The sequence below is a fragment of the Flavobacterium sp. 9R genome, assembly GCF_902506345.1.
Classification (GTDB): domain Bacteria; phylum Bacteroidota; class Bacteroidia; order Flavobacteriales; family Flavobacteriaceae; genus Flavobacterium.
In genome coordinates this window covers 68,765-91,001 of the sequence record NZ_LR733413.1, presented here as the reverse complement: position 1 = coordinate 91,001, position 22,237 = coordinate 68,765, and the positions used below count along the sequence as shown (strand labels likewise).

Genomic DNA, 22,237 nt, shown 5'->3' with positions numbered 1-22,237 from the left:
AAGGGCATTTTTAATCTAAAAATCACGTTTTTATCAAGTTTTACAAATATACTTTTTTTTAATAAATTAAAAATGTTAAAACTATTATAAAATAAATTTATAGGACTATAATTAGAAACAAAAAAGCTCCAAAGTTACCTAAGGAGCTTTCTTTATGACGTGTATTTTATAGAACTATTGTCCTGCTGAAGCGATTAAGTTTAATGCGGAACCAGCCACAAACCAACCTTTTTGACCCGAGTTATACGTATGATTCCCAAGAATGGTTTCTGAAGTTCCATTGGAATGCACTAGTTCAATAGTTAAGGGTTTACCAGGTGCAAATTCGGTTAAATCCAAGAAATTAATAGTATCATCTTCTTGAATTTTATCATAATCCAACTCGTTAGCAAAAGTTAAGGCCAACATACCTTGTTTTTTTAAATTCGTTTCGTGAATACGAGCAAACGATTTTACCAAAACCGCTTTAACCCCTAAGAAGCGTGGCTCCATTGCAGCGTGCTCACGAGAAGAACCTTCGCCATAATTATGATCCCCTACTACTATTGAAGGAATTCTTGCGGCTTTATAAGCCCTTTGAACGGTTGGTACAGGTTCATAAATTCCTGTAATCTGATTTTTTACTTCGTTTGCTTTTTGATTAAAAGCATTGATTGCACCAATTAGCATATTGTTAGATATATTATCCAAATGTCCTCGAAAACGCAACCACGGACCCGCCATTGATATATGGTCTGTGGTACATTTACCAAATGCCTTAATCAAAAGCTTAGCACCAGTAATGTTTTTTCCATCCCATGGCTCAAAAGGTGCCAATAATTGCAAACGGTCTGAAGTAGGACTGACTACGATTTGAACATTTGAGCCATCTTCAGCTGGAGCTTGAAAACCTGCATCTTCAACATCAAATCCTCTTTTGGGTAATTCATCTCCAAAAGGAGCTTTCAATTTTACTTCTTCTCCATTATCATTCAGTAAAGTATCCGTTAATGGATTAAAATCCAACCTTCCGGAAATTGCAAGAGCCGCCACCATTTCTGGAGAAGTTACAAAAGCATGCGTATTAGGATTTCCATCGGCTCTTTTAGAAAAATTGCGATTGAATGAATGCACAATGGTATTTTTCTCCCCCTTATCAGCTCCTGCTCTATCCCATTGACCAATACATGGCCCGCAAGCATTGGTAAACACTTTGGTTCCCATTTTTTCGAAAGTTGCTATAATACCGTCTCTCTCGATGGTATATCGAATTTGTTCAGAACCAGGATTAATTCCAAATTCAGCTTTTGGGGTAATTCCGTGTTCTACTGCTTGATTTACAATAGAAGCTGCACGAGCCATATCTTCATAAGATGAATTGGTACAAGAACCAATAAGTCCCCATTCTACTTTAATAGGCCAACCATTCGCCGCTGCTTCAGCTTTCATTTTAGAAACTGGCGTTCCTCTATCAGGAGTGAAAGGACCATTAATCTGCGGCTCTAATTCTGATAAATTAATTTCTATCAATTGATCAAAATACTGCTCTGGATTAGCATAAACTTCTGGATCTCCAGTTAAATAAGAAGCTATTTTATCGGCTGCATCAACAACTTGTTGTCTCCCTGTTGCAGCTAAATACCTGCGCATAGAATCATCATAACCAAACGTAGAAGTAGTTGCGCCAATTTCTGCACCCATATTACATATAGTTCCTTTTCCTGTACAAGACATATTTAGAGCACCTTCACCAAAATATTCAACAACAGCACCCGTTCCTCCTTTTACTGTGAGAATATCAGCCACTTTTAAAATCACATCTTTTGGAGCTGTCCAACCGTTAAGTTTTCCAGTTAATTTTACTCCAATTAACTTAGGAAATTTTAACTCCCACGACATTCCGGACATCACATCAACCGCATCTGCTCCACCTACACCTATAGCTAACATTCCTAATCCTCCTGCGTTGACCGTATGAGAATCGGTTCCAATCATCATTCCGCCTGGAAAAGCGTAGTTTTCTAATACAATTTGGTGAATTATACCTGAACCTGGTTTCCAAAATCCTATTCCATATTTATTTGAAACGGATGAAAGAAAATCAAAAACCTCTTTGGATTGTTTATTAGCAAAAGCTAGATCTTCTTTTGCACCAGATTTTGCTTGAATTAAGTGATCACAGTGCACTGTAGTTGGTACTGCGACTGTCTTCTTACCAGCATGCATGAATTGCAACAAAGCCATTTGTGCTGTTGCATCTTGACACGCAACTCTATCAGGAGCGAAATCGACATAATCAACACCTCTTTTAAAGTGTTCAGTCGGTATTTTTTCCCATAAATGAGCATACAAAATCTTTTCTGTTAGTGTGAGTGGACGTCCTACAAGTTCACGTGCTTTATCTACACGAGAAGGCATATTTTCATACACTTTCTCAATCATTTCAATATCGAATGCCATAAGATTTAAATAAAATTAATACTAATTATTATTATCTTCTAAGTTACAAAAAAACAAGCACAAAAAAAGCCCGAATCCATAGACTCAGGCTTTTAAATCATAGCTAAAAGCAATATGCTAGTTGTTTACTAATAATTTATGAGATGGAGCGAATTGTGTTAAGTTAATTCCATTCACAGCATCTTTATATTCTTCGATAGTAGGAGTTCTTCCTAAAATTGTAGACAATACAACAACTGGAGTCGACGAAAGTAACGATTCGCCTTTTTTCCCTTCGCTATCTTCTACAACTCTTCCTTGGAAAAGACGCGTTGAAGTAGCCATAACAGTATCTCCTTTTGCTGCTTTTTCTTGGTTACCCATACATAAATTACAACCTGGACGCTCTAGATATAGTATATTTTCATATCCTGTACGCGCTACCCCTTTTGGAGCATTGTCGTCAAATTCGAAACCAGAATATTTTTGTAAAACTTCCCAATCTCCTTCAGCTTTCAATTCATCAACAATATTATAAGTTGGTGGAGCAACCACAAGAGGTGCTTTAAATTCAACTTTACCATATTGAGCTTCTACATTTTTAAGCATTTGAGCTAGAATTTTCATATCTCCTTTATGCACCATACATGATCCTACAAAACCAAGATCTACTTTTTTCACTCCTCCATAAAAAGAAAGTGGTCTAATAGTATCGTGAGTATAACGCTTAGAAACATCAGCATTATTAACATCTGGATCAGCAATCATTGGCTCAGCAATAACATCTAGGTCAATAACAACTTCTGCATAGTATTTAGCATTCGCATCTGGAGTTAAAGCAGGTTTTTCTCCTGATTTAATTTCAGCAATTCTCTTATCTGCTTTATTGATTAATCCTTTTAATACTTGCTTAGCATTATCCATTCCTTTATCAATCATAATTTGGATTCTGCTTTTTGCAATTTCTAATGATTCAATTAAAGTAGCATCCTCTGAGACACAAATAGAAGCCTTAGCTTTCATTTCAGCTGTCCAGTCTGTAAATGTAAAGGCCTGATCTGCGGTTAATGTACCTATATGCACTTCAATTATTCTTCCTTGAAACACATTCTCGCCACCAAATTGTTGCAACATTTGAGATTGTGTAGCATGAACAACATCACGGAAATCCATATAGTTTTTCATATCACCTTTGAAAGTTACTTTCACAGATTCTGGAATTGGCATAGAAGCTTCACCAGTAGCCAATGCAAGTGCAACTGTACCTGAATCAGCACCAAAAGCTACACCTTTTGACATTCTTGTATGAGAGTCACCACCAATAATGATTGCCCATTCATCTACAGTAATATCATTAAGAACCTTGTGAATAACGTCTGTCATAGCGTGATATACTCCTTTAGGATCACGCGCTGTAATAAGACCAAAGTCATTCATGAACTTCATCAATCTAGGGATATTCGCTTTCGATTTATTATCCCAAACCGAAGCAGTATGACAACCCGATTGATAAGCACCATCAACTGTTGGTGAAATTACAGTAGCTGCCATAGACTCAAGTTCTTGTGAAGTCATTAAACCTGTTGTATCTTGAGATCCAACAATATTTACCGTAACACGAACATCAGAACCCGCATGCAACACTTTACCTGGTGTTGTACCTACAGCATTTTTATTAAATATTTTTTCTACCGCAGTTAATCCTTGTCCTTCGATAGAAACCTCTTTTGATGGAGCGAATACAGGTGTAACATCAATCCCTAAAGTTTTTGATGCAAATGTTTGCAATTTTTTTCCAAACACAATTGCATAAGACCCACCAGCTTTGATAAACTCCATTTTCTGTGGAGTAAACGCTTTAGAAATATCAATCAGTTCTTGATCTCCTTTATATAATTTTTTGGTTTTAGTATTGATTGTTAAAACAGTACCTGTAGCAACAGAATACACTTCTTCTAAAATAGGATCACCACTTTCGTTACGAAGAACCTCTCCATTTGCATCAACTTTTTTCACCCAGTTTTTAAGATCTAAACCGATACCACCCGTAACATCCACAGTAGTAAGAAAAATTGGTGATATTCCGTTTGTTCCTGCAACAATTGGAGCAATGTTCACAAATGGAATGTATGGACTTGCTTGTTTACCACTCCATAGCGCCACGTTATTTACCCCTGACATTCTTGAAGATCCAACACCCATAGTTCCTTTTTCAGCTATAAGCATTACACTTTTATCTGGATACTGCGTTTGAAGTGCTTTAATTTCCTCCTGAGCTTGTGGAGTAATCATACATTTTCCGTGTAATTCTCGGTCAGAACGAGAATGCGCTTGATTTCCTGGAGACAATAAATCTGTAGAAATATCTCCCTCACCAGCTACATACGTAACAATTTCAATCTTTTCTTGTACATCTGGAAGCTTTGTAAAAAACTCAGCTTTAGCATAACTTTCTAAAATATCTTTTGCAATTTCGTTCCCACTTTGATAAGCAGCAGCTAAACGATCTGTATCTGCATCATATAAATAAACCTGAGTTTTCAATACTTTTGCTGCTCCTTTTGCAGTAGCAACATCATTTCCTAAAGCTAAGTCCAACAATACTTCAATTGAAGGTCCTCCCTTCATATGCGATAACAATTCAAAAGCAAACTCTGGTGTTATTTCAGAAACTACAGATTCACCCAAAATAATTTCCTTCAAAAATTTAGCTTTTACACCTGCTGCAGGAGTCGTTCCTGGAACTGTATTGTAAATAAAGAAATGAAGAGAATCTTCTCTATTCGTATTATTTGAATCTTTAATTTGAGTAATGATTTCGCTTAGCAAATCAGCTCCATCAATTGGTTTAGGATGAAGTCCTTGTGCTTTACGTTCTTCAATCTCTTTGAGGTAATCGTTGTAAGTGCTCATAAATGTTGTATGTTAATGACCCTTTTTATTGGATATTTCAATACCAAAAGCCATAGTAATTAAGTGTTTTTATTTTTTTGTACGCAAATTTAGGAATTAAAGCCGAGAATTAAAAAAATTTAATAGAAGTCCCATTTTTGAAAATTATTATCGGCAAAAACAGCACTTAACCATCTTTTATTGATAAAATATCAATATTTTATTAAATTTTTATCTATTCAATATTTAAAAAAGATTTTTTTATCAATATGAAAATATGAGACAAAATAAAAAAAGGTCCTTTGTTGTATTTCAAACAAAGAACCTTTCTAAATAAGACAACTATAACGTTATAATAGCTTTTCTATGATCATTTCTTCCGATATACCTTCAGCATCTGCTTTGTAATTCTTGATAATTCTATGACGCAGAATTCCTGTAGCGACTGCCTTCACATCTTCTATGTCTGGAGAAAATTTTCCGTGAAATGCGGCATTCGCTTTAGCAGCTATTATCAAGTTTTGTGAAGCCCTTGGACCAGCACCCCAATCCAAATAATTTTTTACATAATCATTGGACAAAGGGTTATTAGGACGAGTTTTACTAACCAAGGTTACCGCATACTCGATTACATTATCTGCCACGGGTATGCGGCGAATTAAATGCTGATATTCTATAATTTCTTCTGCTGTAAACAAAGGATTAATAGCCAACTTTACATCTGAAGTTGTATTTTTCACTACTTGCACCTCTTCGAGAAATGAGGGATAATCTAACTTTATAGCAAACATAAAACGATCCAACTGTGCCTCAGGCAAAGGATAAGTTCCTTCTTGCTCGATAGGATTTTGAGTTGCCAAAACAAAGTAAGGCAAATCTAATTTATAGTTATGACCTGCAATCGTAACTGCTCGTTCTTGCATTGCTTCCAACAAAGCGGCTTGGGTTTTTGGAGGAGTTCTATTGATCTCATCAGCCAAAATAATATTCGAGAAAATTGGTCCTTTTATAAACTTAAAATGTCTATTTTCATCTAAAATTTCACTTCCTAAAATATCAGAAGGCATCAAATCTGGTGTAAACTGAATTCGCTTAAAATCCAAACCAAGTGCTTGCGCTAAAGTATTTACCATTAACGTCTTTGCTAAACCCGGCACACCAACGAGCAATGCATGACCGCCAGAGAAGATAGAAAGGACAATTTGATCAATAACATCATCTTGACCTACAATAATTTTTGCAATCTCTGTTTTGAGTTGGTTTCGCTTTTGAACTAAAGCATGAATCGCATCAACATCTGACATATAAGTTTGTTTTAATTAAAAAAGAGTTAGCCTATGAAATCATAAAACTAACTCTTTTTATTTATTTTATAAAAATTATTTTTTCAACCAGTTATTCGTAAAAGCACAGTCTCTGTACTCTCCATTAATTTTAATGTAGGTTTCTTTGATTTTTTCTTCAAACCATTTTCCTACTGCTTTGATTTGTTTTTCTTTCAAAGCCAAATCTTTAATTTTAATATAATCCTTAGAATAATCAGCAGTGTGCTCATCGATTCTATTGGTAACGGTTATAATTTTAAAAGTCTTTTTCCCTTGATCCTCTTCTAGAAAAGGCTGAGAAATTTCTTGATCTTTAAGATTAGAAACTCTGCTATATAAACTTGGATCCATTTTGGTCAATTCAAAACGAGTATCTTGCGTTTTTGGGTTAATCAAAGCGCCTCCATTGGCTCTTGTTTCTTTTTCATCAGAAATTGTTCTAGCTGCTTCAGCAAAAGTAATTTCTTTATCGATGATTCTTTTTCTAATCAAGTCGATTTTCTCTTTAGCTTCTTTAATGGATGGATCCGAAACAGTTGGAGTAAGTAAGATATGACGCAATTCTAATTCTTGTCCTTTTATTTTCTCCACTAAAATGATATGAAATCCAAAATCAGTTTCAAAAGGTTCAGAGATTTCTCCTTCGGCTAATTTGAAAGCTACTTCTTTAAATTCTTTTACAAAAGGCGTCTTTCTATTCATTTTATAAAAACCTCCTGTGGATCTTGACCCTGGATCTTGTGTATACAAAACGGCTTTCGTAGAAAAACTAGCACCTGCCTCAACCTCTTTTTTAAATCCTTTTAAACGGTCAATTACTTTTTGCTTGTCTTCCTGAGTAACTTTTGGAGCAACTACAATTTGCGCCACTTCCATTTCGGCTCCAAATGTAGGTAAATCTGCTTTTGGGATAGCTTTAAAGTAATTACGAACTTCTTCTGGGGTGATTTCTACTCCATCAACAATTTTTTTACCCATTTCTGAGCTTAGTTTTTGCTCTTTCAAAACATCGAAAAATGTAGATCTAAGTTCTTCTTCGGAGCTTTTTTTATACATCTCTACTACTTTGTCCATAGAGCCTAAATTCTCAACCATATAGTTCAAACGATCTTCCATCATTCCTTTGATATCAGAATCTGAAACTACAATACTATCCTGAATGGCTTGGTGAGCGTATAGTTTGTCCTCTAATAATTTCCCAAGCATTTGACATCTCGAAACTCCACTAACAGAACCACCTGCTGCAGTAATCTCTAAAAATGACTTGTCAATATCTGAATCTAATACAATGTAATCTCCAACTGTTGCAATTACTCCATCTACTTTTTGGCGTTTCGTTGGATTTTCTTTTACTACCTCAGTTGCTTTCTCTTTTATCACTTCTTGCGCATTCATTGCAAAAGAGACCATTAAAACTAAACAAATAGGAAGTACAAAATTGTATTTTAAAAACTTCATCGAAAAAAGGTTAAATTGTATGTATTAATATTATTTACAAAAAGAGTACTCTTGTCAAAACTGTAAAAGCTAATTCACCCCACAAATAGGAAACTATTTAGCACTAAAATTACTATTGAAAAAAAGTAAACATATTGCAAACAAAAATAGCAATTCAAAGACATTATACAACTATACTACCTACTATTAACAAAAAATTATTACGCTTAGATGATTTCTAAAAAAATCAATTCTAAGTTTTACCAATAGAATTTGCATCAGATTTTTTATTCGAAATTATAAGTAGTACTTTTGCACACTATTTTTATTACTATGAGTTTTTTAGAAGAAATACAACGCAGAAGAACGTTTGGAATTATTTCGCATCCTGATGCTGGAAAAACCACACTAACGGAAAAATTATTACTTTTTGGAGGAGCTATTCAAGAGGCTGGTGCTGTAAAAAGTAATAAAATAAAAAAAGGAGCAACGAGTGATTTTATGGAAATTGAGCGTCAAAGAGGAATCTCAGTTTCTACCTCCGTTTTAGCTTTTAATTATAAGAACAAAAAAATCAACATCCTAGACACACCTGGTCACAAGGATTTTGCTGAAGATACTTTTAGAACTTTAACAGCTGTAGATAGTGTAATAGTTGTTATTGACGTTGCTAAAGGGGTCGAGGAACAGACTGAAAAATTAGTAGCCGTTTGTAGAATGAGAAACATTCCAATGATTGTTTTCATTAACAAATTAGACCGTGAGGGTAAAGACGCCTTCGATTTAATGGATGAAGTAGAACAAAAACTTGGGCTTACTGTAACTCCTTTAAGTTTCCCGATTGGCATGGGTTATGATTTTCAAGGAATCTACAACTTATGGGAACAAAACATCAATCTTTTTAGCGGTGATAGCCGAAAAAACATAGAAGAAACAATTGCTTTCTCAGACGTACAAAACCCAGAATTAGAAAAAATTATTGGAGAAAAACCAGCTACTAAACTTCGTGAAGAATTAGAATTGATTGATGAAGTCTACCCTAAATTTGAGCGTCAAGAGTATTTAGATGGAAAAATTCAACCTGTATTTTTTGGTTCAGCTTTGAATAATTTCGGAGTAAGAGAATTGCTAGACTGTTTTGTAAGCATAGCCCCTTCTCCAAGAGCAAAAGAGTCTGAAACAAGATTGGTAGATCCTAAAGAAGAGAAAATGTCTGGTTTTGTGTTTAAAATTCATGCGAATATGGATCCAAAACACAGAGATCGTTTGGCGTTTATAAAAATTGTATCGGGAACTTTTGAAAGAAACAAGCCCTATTACCATGTTCGCCAAAAGAAAAATCTAAAGTTTTCTAGCCCCAATGCTTTTTTTGCGGAGAAAAAAGAGATTGTTGACATTTCTTATCCTGGAGATATTGTGGGATTACACGATACAGGAAATTTCAAAATTGGTGATACACTGACAGAAGGCGAGATTATGAGTTTTAAAGGAATTCCAAGTTTCTCACCAGAACACTTTAGATACATCAATAATGCCGATCCGTTAAAAGCAAAGCAATTGGATAAAGGAGTTGACCAATTAATGGATGAAGGTGTTGCGCAGTTGTTTACACTTGAAATGAATAATCGTAAAGTAATTGGAACGGTTGGTGCGCTACAATATGAGGTAATTCAGTATCGTTTGGAGCATGAATATGGAGCAAAATGTACTTATGAAAACTTCCCTGTTCATAAAGCGTGTTGGGTAAAACCAGACGATGCTAAAAACGAGGAATTCAAAGAATTTAAACGTATTAAACAGAAGTTTTTGGCCAAAGACAAATACAACCAACTCGTATTTCTTGCCGATTCTGATTTTACTATTCAAATGACACAAAGCAAATTCCCGAGCGTTAAATTATTTTTCACTTCAGAATTTGATTAATACAAGAAAGCCAACTCTAAAAAGTTGGCTTTTCTTTTACTTATAATTCCAAACAAAAAAAAGACTTCTTAACGAAGTCTTTTTTGTATTTAAGCTTGTCCTGTTGGACCAAAATTCAAAGGAATTGGTGCTTGCTCTGTATCTTTAATTTCACCGTGAGCTAACTCAAAACGATGAACGTTATCAGCCAAGGCTTTGATTAATCGTTTCGCGTGTTGTGGCGTCAATACTATTCTGGACTTTACTTTTGCTTTTGGCAAACCAGGCATAATACTCACAAAATCCAAAACAAACTCCGAAGAGGAATGATTGATAATCGCTAAGTTAGAATAAACTCCCTCAGCAATACTCTCGTCTAATTCAATATTAATTTGTTCTTGTTGATCTTTCATAGTAAAAAGTTAAAGATTCAAAGAGGTAGTGATTTAAAAAACTCAAAGACGATCGAAATCGTCTTTGAATATATAATCTTACATCTCTAAATACATTAGTAAATGTACTCTTCTTTGTTAGCCATCATATCATTGTAGTCTTCTTTCGAACCTACAATAGTATTATCATACTCTCTCATACCCGTACCTGCAGGAATTCTATGACCTACAATTACGTTTTCTTTCAAGCCTTCTAACAAGTCAACTTTACCTGCCACAGCAGCTTCGTTTAACACTTTAGTTGTTTCTTGGAAAGAAGCAGCAGAGATAAATGATTTCGTTTGTAACGATGCTCTTGTAATACCTTGTAAAATTGGAGTAGCAGTTGCTGTAATAACATCACGAGCTACAACCAAGTTTTTATCCGTACGTTTCAATAAAGAGTTTTCGTCACGCAACTCACGTGGAGTAACGATTTGACCTGGTTTCAATACTGCAGAATCACCTGCATCTTCCACCACTTTCATTCCGTAAAGATTGTCGTTTTGAACGATGAAATCTTTAGTATGGATCAATTGGTCTTCTAAGAATAAAGTATCTCCTGGATCTTGAACTCTTACTTTACGCATCATTTGACGGATTACAACCTCAAAGTGCTTGTCATTGATTTTTACCCCTTGTAAACGGTAAACCTCTTGAATTTCATTTACTAAGTATTGTTGTACTGCAGCTGGTCCTTGGATTCTCAAAATATCGTCTGGAGTAATTGCACCATCAGACAATGGTACCCCTGCTCTTACGAAGTCATTTTCTTGAACAAGAATCTGGCTTGATAGTTTAACCAAGTATTTTCTAACATCACCAAATTTAGATTCGATGATAATTTCACGGTTACCTCTTTTGATTTTTCCAAAAGAAACTACCCCGTCAATTTCAGAAACTACCGCTGGATTAGAAGGATTACGAGCTTCTAACAATTCTGTAATTCTTGGTAAACCTCCCGTGATATCGCCTGATTTTGAAGAACGACGTGGGATTTTCACCAATACTTTACCAGCTTTAATTTTCTCACCATTCTCAACCATCAAGTGGGCCCCTACTGGTAAGTTGTAAGAACGAATCAATTCACCATCTTTACCGTAAACCAATAAAGTTGGGATTAATTTTTTGTTTCTTGACTCAGAAATTACTTTTTCTTGGAAACCAGTTTGCTCATCGATTTCAACCATGAACGATTGTCCTTGCTCTAAATCTTCGTAAGCAATTTTACCAGTAAACTCAGAAACAATAACACCATTATATGGATCCCATTTACAGATAACTTCTCCTTTTGCAACTGACTGACCATCAGTAACAAAAATACTAGAACCGTAAGGAATATTGTTTGTACTTAATAAAATACCCGTTTTTTCGTCGATTAATTTCAATTCAGTTGAACGAGACACTACAATATCAACAGAGTTTCCTTCGCTATCTTCTCCTTTAACTGTTTTTAAATCTTCGATTTCTAATTTACCTGCAAATCGAGCAATAATACTAGAATCTTCAGAGATACCTCCAGCAACCCCTCCAACGTGGAATGTACGCAATGTTAACTGTGTACCTGGTTCACCAATAGACTGTGCAGCAATAACCCCAACAGCTTCTCCTTTTTGCGTCATCTTACCAGTAGCTAAGTTTCTACCGTAACATTTAGCACAAATTCCTTTTGTTGCCTCACAAGTTAATGGAGAACGAACTTCAACTTTTTCTACTGGAGAAGCTTCGATTGCTTTTACAATAGACTCTGTGATTTGTTGTCCTGCATGAACTAAAATATCAGTAGTTAAAGGATTAATTACATCTTGTAATGCAACACGTCCTAAGATTCTTTCTCCTAAAGATTCAACGATTTCCTCGTTTTTCTTCAATGCAGAAACTTCAACACCTCTTAATGTACCACAATCGTCTATATTAACAATAACATCTTGAGAAACGTCATGCAACCTACGAGTTAAGTATCCAGCATCCGCTGTTTTCAGCGCCGTATCCGCAAGACCTTTACGAGCACCGTGCGTAGAGATAAAGTACTCTAAAATTGATAGACCTTCTTTAAAGTTAGAAAGGATCGGGTTTTCGATAATTTCACCACCACCAGCAGTAGATTTTTTAGGCTTAGCCATCAAACCACGCATACCAGTTAACTGACGAATTTGTTCTTTAGATCCCCTCGCCCCAGAATCAAGCATCATATACACTGAGTTGAATCCTTGTTGGTCTTCTCTAATATTCTTCATTGCTAACTCCGTCAATTGAGCATTGGCAGAAGTCCATACGTCAATAACTTGGTTGTAACGCTCGTTATTGGTAATAAGACCCATGTTATAGTTAGCAGAAATTCCTTCTACTTGCTCTCTTGCATCAGCAATTAATTTTGTTTTTTGTTCTGGAATTCTAATATCACCTAAAGAGAAAGATAAACCTCCTTTGAAAGCGAACTTATAACCCATATTTTTCATATTATCTAAGAAGGCAGCTGTAGTAGGCACATCAGTCGAACTTAATACGTGACCGATAATATCTCTTAAGTTTTTCTTGGTTAATACATCATTGATATAACCTGCAGCTTCTGGTACAACTTCATTAAATAGTACACGTCCAGCAGTTGTTTGTATAATTTTGTACACTAACTCTCCATCTTCATTAAAGTCTTTTGCTCTAATTTTCACACGAGCATTCAACTCTAATCTTCCTTCGTTCAAAGCGATATTTACCTCTTCTGCAGAATAGAAAGTTAATCCTTCACCAAGAATAGTTAATTCAGGTGTAGTTAAACGTTCTTTGGTCATATAATATAGACCCAAAACCATGTCCTGAGAAGGTACTGTAATTGGAGCACCATTTGCAGGGTTCAAGATATTGTGAGAAGCTAACATCAATAATTGTGCTTCCAAAATAGCCTCAGGTCCTAATGGCAAATGAACCGCCATCTGATCCCCATCAAAATCCGCGTTGAACGCCGTACATACTAATGGGTGCAATTGAATTGCTTTACCTTCAATTAATTTTGGTTGGAATGCTTGGATACCCAAACGGTGCAAAGTAGGAGCACGGTTAAGCAATACTGGATGTCCTTTGATTACATTTTCAAGAATATCCCATACAACTGGCTCTTTTTTGTCAATTATTTTTTTAGCAGATTTAACTGTTTTTACAATACCTCTTTCGATCAACTTACGAATTACAAAAGGTTTGTATAATTCGGCAGCCATATCTTTTGGCAAACCACATTCAAACAATTTCATTTCTGGCCCAACAACAATTACAGAACGAGCAGAATAATCCACACGTTTTCCAAGTAAGTTTTGACGGAAACGACCTTGTTTACCTTTCAATGAATCAGAAAGTGACTTCAATGGACGGTTAGATTCTGTCTTAACAGCAGAAGCTTTACGAGTGTTGTCAAACAATGAATCTACAGATTCTTGCAACATACGTTTTTCATTTCTCAAGATAACTTCAGGAGCTTTAATCTCCATTAATCTTTTCAAACGGTTATTACGTATAATTACACGACGGTATAAATCATTCAAATCTGAAGTAGCAAAACGACCTCCATCAAGTGGCACTAAAGGACGCAATTCTGGCGGAATAACAGGAATCACTTTCATAATCATCCATTCTGGACGATTCTCACGATTCAAGTTAGATTCACGGAAAGATTCAACAACTTGAAGACGTTTTAATGCTTCAGTTTTTCTTTGTTTAGAAGTTTCATTGTTAGCACTATGACGTAAGCTGTAAGAAAGCTCATCTAAATCGATACGCGCTAATAAATCCATAATACATTCTGCACCCATTTTAGCTACAAATTTATTAGGATCAAAATCATCTAAATATTGATTATCAGCAGGCAAAGTATCTAAAATATTCAAATACTCTTCTTCTGTTAAGAAATCTAAACGTTGTAAAGATTCTCCATCAGCATTTTTTGCAATACCAGCTTGAATTACTACATATCTTTCGTAGTAGATAATCATGTCTAACTTCTTAGATGGTAATCCTAAAATATAACCAATTTTATTAGGCAAAGAACGGAAATACCAGATATGAGCGATTGGCACAACCAAATTGATGTGACCTACTCTATCTCTTCTAACTTTCTTCTCAGTAACTTCTACACCACAACGGTCGCAGATAATTCCCTTGTAACGAATTCTTTTGTACTTACCACAGGCACATTCAAAATCCTTAACAGGGCCGAAAATTCTTTCACAAAAAAGCCCATCACGTTCTGGCTTATGTGTTCTGTAGTTGATAGTTTCAGGCTTTAACACCTCTCCTCTTGACTCTTTCAAGATGGATTCTGGAGAAGCTAATCCTATCGAAATTTTATTGAATCTTTTTACAGGATTCTTATCTTTATTGTTGTTTCTATTATTCATCATAGTTTTTACTATTGATTTATTTGCAATTAAAAATTGATTTTAGATTTATGAATTAAAGACAAAATAGTAGTTACTATATCATCAAAATTCATTAAGCTCTATTACCACGAATTACTTCTCTAAACTTCTCTCTGAAGTGCTAGTTATGTGTTTCCTGAGAATCAACATAAAAAATCGGAACGGTTTACGGGTATAAATCCTAAAAACTTTTATAAATAGTAATCAGTCCCAAAAAATGGAACTGATTACTGTGATTTAATTATTCTTCTAAACGAATGTCAAGACCAAGACCTTTCAATTCGTGCATCAATACGTTGAATGATTCAGGTAATCCTGGTTCTGGCATAGATTCTCCCTTAACGATTGCTTCGTAAGTTTTTGCTCTACCAATAACATCATCCGATTTAACAGTTAAGATTTCACGTAATGTACTTGATGCTCCATAAGCCTCAAGTGCCCATACCTCCATCTCTCCAAAACGCTGACCTCCAAATTGAGCTTTACCTCCAAGTGGTTGTTGAGTAATCAACGAGTATGGACCGATAGAACGAGCGTGCATCTTATCATCAACCATGTGTCCTAATTTCAACATGTAAATTACACCCACAGTTGCTGCTTGATGGAAACGTTCTCCAGTACCACCATCATAAAGATGTGTATGTCCAAAACGTGGTACACCAGCCTCATCAGTCAAAGCATTGATTTGTTCAAGAGAAGCACCATCAAAAATTGGAGTCGCAAATTTTCTACCCAAATTCATTCCAGCCCATCCTAAAACTGTTTCATAGATTTGTCCAATGTTCATACGTGAAGGTACACCAAGTGGGTTCAACACAATATCAACAGGAGTTCCATCTTCTAAGAAAGGCATATCTTCATGACGAACAATACGAGCAACAATACCTTTGTTACCGTGACGTCCCGCCATTTTGTCCCCAACTTTCAATTTACGTTTCTTAGCAATATATACTTTAGCTAATTTCAAAATTCCAGATGGTAATTCGTCACCAACAGTAATAGTGAATTTCTCTCTACGTAATGCTCCTTGTAAATCGTTCAATTTAATTTTATAGTTATGAATTAAATCATTAACCATTTTGTTAGTCACATCATCAGCAACCCATTGACCTTTACTTAAGTGAGCGAAATCTTCAACAGCATACAACATTTTTTGAGTGTATTTTTTACCTTTTGGTAATACTTCTTCACCCAAATCATTCATTACACCTTGAGAAGTTTTTCCATTAACGATTAGGAAAAGTTTTTCAATCAATCTGTCTTTTAATTCAACAAATTTAACTTCAAACTCCATTTCTAAAGCACCTAAAGCATCTTTATCCTGAGTACGTTTACGTTTATCTTTTACTGCTCTTGCAAATAATTTTTTATCTAAAACTACACCATGTAATGAAGGAGAAGCTTTTAATGAAGCATCTTTTACATCACCAGCTTTATCACCAAAGATAGCACGTAGTAATTTCTCTTCTGGTGTTGGATCAGATTCTCCTTTTGGAGTAATTTTTCCAATCAAAATATCACCAGGTTTTACCTCTGCACCAATTCTGATCATACCGTTTTCATCCAAATCTTTGGTAGCTTCTTCAGAAACGTTAGGAATATCATTAGTCAACTCTTCGTTACCTAATTTAGTATCTCTAACTTCTAATGAATAATCGTCAATATGAATAGAAGTAAAAATATCATCGCGAACAACTTTTTCAGAAATTACAATCGCATCCTCAAAGTTGTATCCTTTCCATGGCATAAACGCCACTTTAAGGTTACGACCTAAAGCTAATTCACCGTTTTGAGTAGCATATCCTTCAGATAAAACTTGACCTAGAACAACTCTATCCCCTTTTCTTACAATAGGTTTCAAGTTGATACTTGTTCCTTGGTTCGTTTTTCTAAATTTAATAAGGTTATATGTCTTTTCATCAGGCTCAAAACTAACCATTCTTTCTTCTTCAGAACGATCGTATTTGATAGTAATAATGTTAGCATCAACATATTCAACAACTCCATCACCTTCAGCATTTATCAATACTCTAGAATCCGAAGCTACTTGACGCTCTAAACCAGTTCCTACAATAGGGGCTTCTGGACGAATTAAAGGTACCGCTTGACGCATCATGTTAGATCCCATCAACGCACGGTTCGCATCATCATGCTCCAAGAAAGGAATCAATGATGCAGAAATGGATGCAATTTGATTTGGGGCAACGTCTGCATAATCTACTTGACTTGGCTCAATTACAGGAAAATCACCTTCTTGTCTTGCAATTACATTATCAGCAGTAATTTTTCCTGTCGCATCCATTTCAATGTTTGCTTGAGAAATCATCATACCTTCTTCTTCTTCTGCACTTAAGTAAACAGGAGTTGATTCTAAATCAACTACACCATTTGAAACTTTACGGTAAGGAGTCTCAATGAATCCCATTCCATTTACTTTAGCATATACACCAAGAGATGAAATCAAACCAATGTTTGGTCCCTCAGGAGTTTCGATAGGACATAAACGACCATAGTGTGTATAGTGAACGTCACGAACCTCAAAACCTGCTCTTTCACGAGAAAGTCCACCTGGTCCAAGTGCAGATAATCTTCTTTTGTGCGTAATCTCAGCTAATGGATTCGTTTGATCCATAAATTGAGATAACTGATTCGTTCCAAAGAAAGAGTTGATAACAGAAGATAATGTCTTTGCATTAATCAAATCTATTGGTGTAAACACCTCGTTATCTCTAACGTTCATACGCTCTCTAATGGTTCTAGCCATACGCGCTAAACCAACACCGAATTGTTGTGACAATTGTTCACCAACTGTTCTAACTCGACGGTTTGATAAGTGATCAATATCATCAATCTCAGCTTTTGAGTTGATCAATTCGATCAAATATTTAACGATAGTTATGATATCTTCCTTGGTAAGCACTTGCTTTTCCATTGGAGTATCTAAACCTAATTTTTTATTAATTCTGTAACGACCTACTTCACCTAAGTTGTAACGTTGGTCAGAGAAAAATAATTTATCTATAATGCCACGAGCAGTTTCTTCATCAGGCGGTTCTGCGTTACGCAATTGTCTGTAGATATGCTCAACAGCTTCTTTTTCAGAGTTTGTTGGGTCTTTTTGTAACGTATTATGAATGATAGAGTAATCAACTTGATTGTTATCTTCTTTATGTAACAAAATAGATTTAACATTCGAGTCAATGATTTCTTCTACATTATCTTTGTCGATAATTGTATCTCTATCTAAAATAATTTCGTTACGTTCGATAGATACCACTTCACCAGTATCTTCATCTACGAAATCCTCATGCCATGTATTCAATACACGGGCAGCTAATTTTCTTCCAATATATTTCTTTAATCCTGTTTTAGAAACTTTAATTTCTTCTGCTAGATCAAAAATCTCAAGGATATCCTTGTCTCTTTCAAATCCAATAGCACGGAATAAAGTAGTAACAGGTAATTTTTTCTTTCTATCGATGTAAGCGTACATTACACTATTAATATCGGTAGAAAATTCAATCCAAGAGCCTTTAAAAGGAATAACTCTTGCAGAATATAATTTAGTTCCATTTGCATGGAATGATTGTCCAAAGAACACACCAGGAGAACGGTGCAATTGAGATACAACAACACGCTCAGCGCCATTGATTACAAAAGTACCACTTGGTGTCATGTAAGGAATTGTACCAAGATAAACGTCTTGAACAATAGTTTCAAAATCTTCGTGTTCTGGATCTGTACAGTAAAGTTTAAGTCTAGCCTTCAAAGGAACACTATACGTCAAACCTCTTTCTATACATTCTTGAATGGTGTAACGTGGTGGATCTACGAAATAATCAAGGAATTCCAATACAAAATTATTTCTTGTATCTGTAATAGGAAAGTTTTCCATGAAGGTATTATACAATCCTTCGTCGCCTCTTTCGTCTGATTTAGTTTCTAATTGAAAAAAATCTTTAAATGACTTCACCTGAACATCAAGAAAATCTGGATAGTCAGGAATATTTTTTGTAGAGGCAAAATTCAATCTTTCAGTCTGATTTGTTAGCATCAATGGACAAAATTTTGATTAAAAAAAGTAGTTTTTGTGTTTAAAACACTGTTTAATTTATAAAACAATCTATACTTTCTTTTTTAGAATCAATACATCTTTAGAAATTAATAAAGATTGCTCTTTAGCTAATTTATTTTCTTCGTAATGATTAAAAATTCTAAGGTATTTTAAACTATTTTATAATAAAACTTAATAAATTTTATTATACGAAAAATGGTTTAGGTCTTTGAGTGATTAAACCCAAGACCTAAACCTAATTTTAAACTATGTTGAAATTATTTTAACTCAACAACAGCTCCAGCTTCTTCTAATGATTTTTTAAGACCTTCAGCTTCTTCTTTAGAAACACCTTCTTTTACATTACTTGGAGCGCTATCAACTACATCTTTAGCTTCTTTCAAACCTAAACCTGTAAGTTCTTTAACTAATTTCACTACAGCTAATTTAGAAGCACCAGCTTCTTTCAATACAACTGTAAATTCTGTTTGAGCTTCTTCTGCAGCACCTTCACCACCTCCAGCAGCAACTACTACAGCTGCAGCAGCTGGTTCGATACCGTACTCATCTTTCAATATTGTTGCTAATTCGTTAACTTCTTTAACAGTTAAATTAACTAATTGTTCTGCGAATTGTTTCAAATCTGCCATTTTTTCTATCGTTTTAAAATGATTTGTAAAAATATAATTTATTTATTGTGCGCTAATTCAAGCAACAAGGAAAACTCCTTGTTGAGTCATATTAAGCTTCAGTCTCTTCGCTGTTAGCGAATTGATTTTGCAAAGCAGAAATAACTCTTTGAGCTGGAGATTGTAATAATCCAATGATTTCTCCGATAAGCTCTTCTTTAGATTTAATTGTAGCTAAAGCATCTAATTGGTCATCACCAATGTAAATCTCAGAATTGATGTAAGCTCCTTTTAAAATAGGCTTAGCAGCTTTTTTTCTAAAATCTTTGATAATTTTTCCAGGTGCATTAGCAATATCTGCAATAAAAATAGCACTATTACCAGTCAAAACTGATGGCAAATCACCATAATCATTATCAGAAGCTTCCATTGCTTTAGCAAGCAATGTATTTTTAACTACCTCTAATTTAATACCTGCTTTAAAACAAGCTCTTCTCAAGTTTGAAGTTGTTTCTGCGTCTAACCCAGAAATATCAGATACATATACAATGTTTGTACCAGCTAACTGTGCAGTTAAATCTTCAATCGCGATTGATTTTTCTTCTCTAGTCATACTAAAAATTATTAACTACCAATTATACTGCTTTTGGGTCTAATGCAATAGCAGGACTCATAGTGCTTGTAAGGTGAATACCTTTAATATAGGTACCTTTAGCAGCAGTTGGTTTAAGTTTGATTAATGTTTGAATAATTTCATGTGCATTGTCATAAATTTGCTCAGCTCCGAAAGAAACTTTACCAATTCCTGCATGTACAATACCAGTTTTATCAACTTTGAAATCGATTTTACCAGCTTTTACCTCAGCAACAGCTTTTGCAACATCCATAGTTACAGTACCTGTTTTAGGGTTTGGCATTAAACCTCTAGGTCCTAAAATACGACCTAATGGACCTAATTTACCCATAACGGCTGGCATAGTGATGATAACATCAACATCAGTCCAACCATCTTTTATTTTTTGTAAATAATCATCTAGACCTACATAGTCCGCTCCAGCAGCAGTAGCTTCCGCTTCTTTATCAGGAGTAACTAAAGCTAATACTTTTACATCTTTACCAGTTCCGTGAGGTAATGTTACCACACCTCTTACCATTTGATTCGCTTTTCTTGGATCTACACCCAATCTAACTGCGATATCAACAGACTCATCAAATTTTGCAGAAGCAACCTCTTTAATTAATGCAGCAGCATCTTTCAATGAGTATAATTTGTTCTTTTCAATTTTTGAAGCAGCCTCTTTTTGCTTTTTTGTCAATTTTGCCATGTCTTTCTCTTAATTAAAAAGGAGAATCTCCTGATACAGTTATACCCATAGATCTAGCTGTTCCAGCAACCATACTCATAGCAGACTCAATAGTGAATGCATTTAAGTCTGGCATTTTGTCTTCAGCAATAGCTCTAATTTGTTCCCAAGTAACGCTAGCTACTTTTTTACGATTAGGCTCACCTGAACCAGATTTTAGCTTTGCAGCTTCCATTAACTGAACTGCTGCAGGAGGAGTCTTAACAACAAAATCGAATGATTTGTCTTTATACACAGTAATTTGTACTGGGCATATTTTGCCAGGTTTATCTTGTGTTCTAGCATTAAATTGCTTACAGAACTCCATGATGTTCACCCCAGCAGCTCCTAAAGCAGGTCCAACCGGTGGCGACGGATTCGCAGCACCTCCCTTAACTTGTAGTTTAACTACCTTACTAATTTCTTTAGCCATTTTTTAAAAAATTTAACACGACAATCATTGGAAGCGATTGTGTGATTATTATAGTGTAACAAAAATTATACTTTTTCCACTTGCATAAAACTCAACTCTAATGGCGTTTTTCTTCCGAAAATCTTAACCATAACTTCAAGTTTACGCTTTTCTTCATTGATTTTTTCAACAGTTCCATTAAAACCATTAAAAGGTCCATCAATAACCTTAATCGTTTCACCAACATTAAATGGAATAGAACGAGTATCTGTATTAACAGTTAACTCATCTACTTTTCCTAACATACGGTTAACTTCTGCCATTCTTAAAGGAACTGGTTCACCACCTTTAGTTTCTCCCAAAAACCCTATGACACTTGTAATAGACTTAATAATATGAGGTATCTCACCAACCAAGTTAGCCTCTATCATTACATACCCCGGAAAATAAACTTTATCTTTTGCGATTTTTTTTCCTTCTTTCACGGTAACTACTTTTTCAGTAGGCACCAATACTTGAGATACATAATCCTCCATCCCTAATCTAGCGATTTCAGTTTCGATATATGCTTTTACTTTATTTTCTTGCCCGCTTACTGCACGAACGACATACCACTTTTTTAAATTATTTTCAGTCATCCCAAGAAATTTATGCTTTCAACCAGTTAAAAAATCCTTCTAATGCTTTTGCAAACATTTCATCTACTCCCCATGTCGCCAAAGCGAATAGTACTGAAAAAACAGCAACAACAATTGTTAGACGTTGAACCTCAGCCCAAGCTGGCCAAGTAACATTTGACTTTAATTCTTCAAATGCCTCTGAAATGTAATTAACAACTTTTGCCATAATTTAAACTCTGTGTTATATATTGCACGGGCGGAGGGATTCGAACCCCCATCAACGGTTTTGGAGACCGCTATTCTACCCTTGAACTACGCCCGTATTAAAGCCAGTAACTAAAGCGTTACTGGCTTAGTTTATTTGTTTT

General features: G+C 35.1%; 14 protein-coding genes and 1 tRNA gene. 1 reads left to right on the top strand and 14 read right to left on the bottom strand.

The window, feature by feature from the left end:
• Window positions 1-174: 174 nt before the first annotated feature.
• The 4 genes from FLAVO9AF_RS00405 to FLAVO9AF_RS00390 form a co-directional block, all read right to left on the bottom strand.
• On the bottom strand, window positions 175-2,439 hold the full coding sequence (locus FLAVO9AF_RS00405; RefSeq protein WP_159682344.1) for an aconitate hydratase: 2,265 nt from the start codon (window positions 2,437-2,439) through the stop codon (window positions 175-177).
• A gap of 117 nt (window positions 2,440-2,556) precedes the next feature.
• A complete protein-coding gene (locus tag FLAVO9AF_RS00400; protein ID WP_159682341.1) occupies window positions 2,557-5,331 on the bottom strand; it encodes a bifunctional aconitate hydratase 2/2-methylisocitrate dehydratase in 2,775 nt (924 codons plus the stop codon).
• Between the two features lie 329 nt (window positions 5,332-5,660).
• Complete coding sequence (locus FLAVO9AF_RS00395; protein WP_159682339.1) at window positions 5,661-6,614, bottom strand: MoxR family ATPase; 954 nt, start codon at window positions 6,612-6,614, stop codon at window positions 5,661-5,663.
• Window positions 6,615-6,689: 75 nt separating this feature from the next.
• On the bottom strand, window positions 6,690-8,093 hold the full coding sequence (locus FLAVO9AF_RS00390) for a peptidylprolyl isomerase (RefSeq protein WP_159682337.1): 1,404 nt from the start codon (window positions 8,091-8,093) through the stop codon (window positions 6,690-6,692).
• A 312-nt stretch (window positions 8,094-8,405) separates the two neighbouring features.
• Between FLAVO9AF_RS00390 and FLAVO9AF_RS00385 the strand changes: the two genes are divergently transcribed.
• The gene (locus FLAVO9AF_RS00385) at window positions 8,406-9,995 is read left to right on the top strand and encodes a peptide chain release factor 3 (RefSeq protein ID WP_159682335.1); all 1,590 of its coding nucleotides are present in this window, start codon (window positions 8,406-8,408) and stop codon (window positions 9,993-9,995) included.
• An 89-nt stretch (window positions 9,996-10,084) separates the two neighbouring features.
• On the opposite strand, the gene FLAVO9AF_RS00380 is transcribed toward FLAVO9AF_RS00385, so the two are convergent.
• From FLAVO9AF_RS00380 to FLAVO9AF_RS00335, 10 genes are all read right to left on the bottom strand, one after another.
• Window positions 10,085-10,387 (bottom strand): DUF3467 domain-containing protein, encoded by a 303-nt coding sequence (locus tag FLAVO9AF_RS00380; RefSeq protein WP_064716542.1) that lies wholly within the window; start codon window positions 10,385-10,387, stop codon window positions 10,085-10,087.
• Window positions 10,388-10,482: 95 nt separating this feature from the next.
• The gene (gene rpoC / locus FLAVO9AF_RS00375) at window positions 10,483-14,793 is read right to left on the bottom strand and encodes a DNA-directed RNA polymerase subunit beta' (RefSeq protein WP_159682333.1); all 4,311 of its coding nucleotides are present in this window, start codon (window positions 14,791-14,793) and stop codon (window positions 10,483-10,485) included.
• A 259-nt stretch (window positions 14,794-15,052) separates the two neighbouring features.
• Window positions 15,053-18,865, bottom strand: coding sequence for a DNA-directed RNA polymerase subunit beta (gene rpoB / locus FLAVO9AF_RS00370; RefSeq protein WP_159682331.1), 3,813 nt, complete (start codon window positions 18,863-18,865; stop codon window positions 15,053-15,055).
• A 278-nt stretch (window positions 18,866-19,143) separates the two neighbouring features.
• Window positions 19,144-19,515, bottom strand: coding sequence for a 50S ribosomal protein L7/L12 (gene rplL, locus FLAVO9AF_RS00365; RefSeq protein ID WP_159682329.1), 372 nt, complete (start codon window positions 19,513-19,515; stop codon window positions 19,144-19,146).
• Window positions 19,516-19,606: 91 nt separating this feature from the next.
• Window positions 19,607-20,107 carry a 50S ribosomal protein L10 gene (gene rplJ, locus FLAVO9AF_RS00360; protein ID WP_159682327.1) on the bottom strand — a complete coding sequence of 167 codons (501 nt, stop codon included), beginning with the start codon at window positions 20,105-20,107 and terminating at the stop codon, window positions 19,607-19,609.
• Window positions 20,108-20,129: 22 nt separating this feature from the next.
• Window positions 20,130-20,819, bottom strand: a complete 690-nt coding sequence (gene rplA, locus FLAVO9AF_RS00355; protein WP_064716537.1) for a 50S ribosomal protein L1 — start codon at window positions 20,817-20,819, stop codon at window positions 20,130-20,132.
• A 13-nt stretch (window positions 20,820-20,832) separates the two neighbouring features.
• A complete protein-coding gene (gene rplK, locus FLAVO9AF_RS00350) occupies window positions 20,833-21,270 on the bottom strand; it encodes a 50S ribosomal protein L11 (protein WP_064716536.1) in 438 nt (145 codons plus the stop codon).
• A 65-nt stretch (window positions 21,271-21,335) separates the two neighbouring features.
• Complete coding sequence (gene nusG, locus FLAVO9AF_RS00345; RefSeq protein WP_159682325.1) at window positions 21,336-21,887, bottom strand: transcription termination/antitermination protein NusG; 552 nt, start codon at window positions 21,885-21,887, stop codon at window positions 21,336-21,338.
• Between the two features lie 10 nt (window positions 21,888-21,897).
• Window positions 21,898-22,095 (bottom strand): preprotein translocase subunit SecE, encoded by a 198-nt coding sequence (gene secE / locus FLAVO9AF_RS00340; protein WP_024982058.1) that lies wholly within the window; start codon window positions 22,093-22,095, stop codon window positions 21,898-21,900.
• A gap of 25 nt (window positions 22,096-22,120) precedes the next feature.
• A tRNA-Trp gene (locus FLAVO9AF_RS00335) sits at window positions 22,121-22,191 on the bottom strand.
• Window positions 22,192-22,237 lie beyond the last annotated feature (46 nt).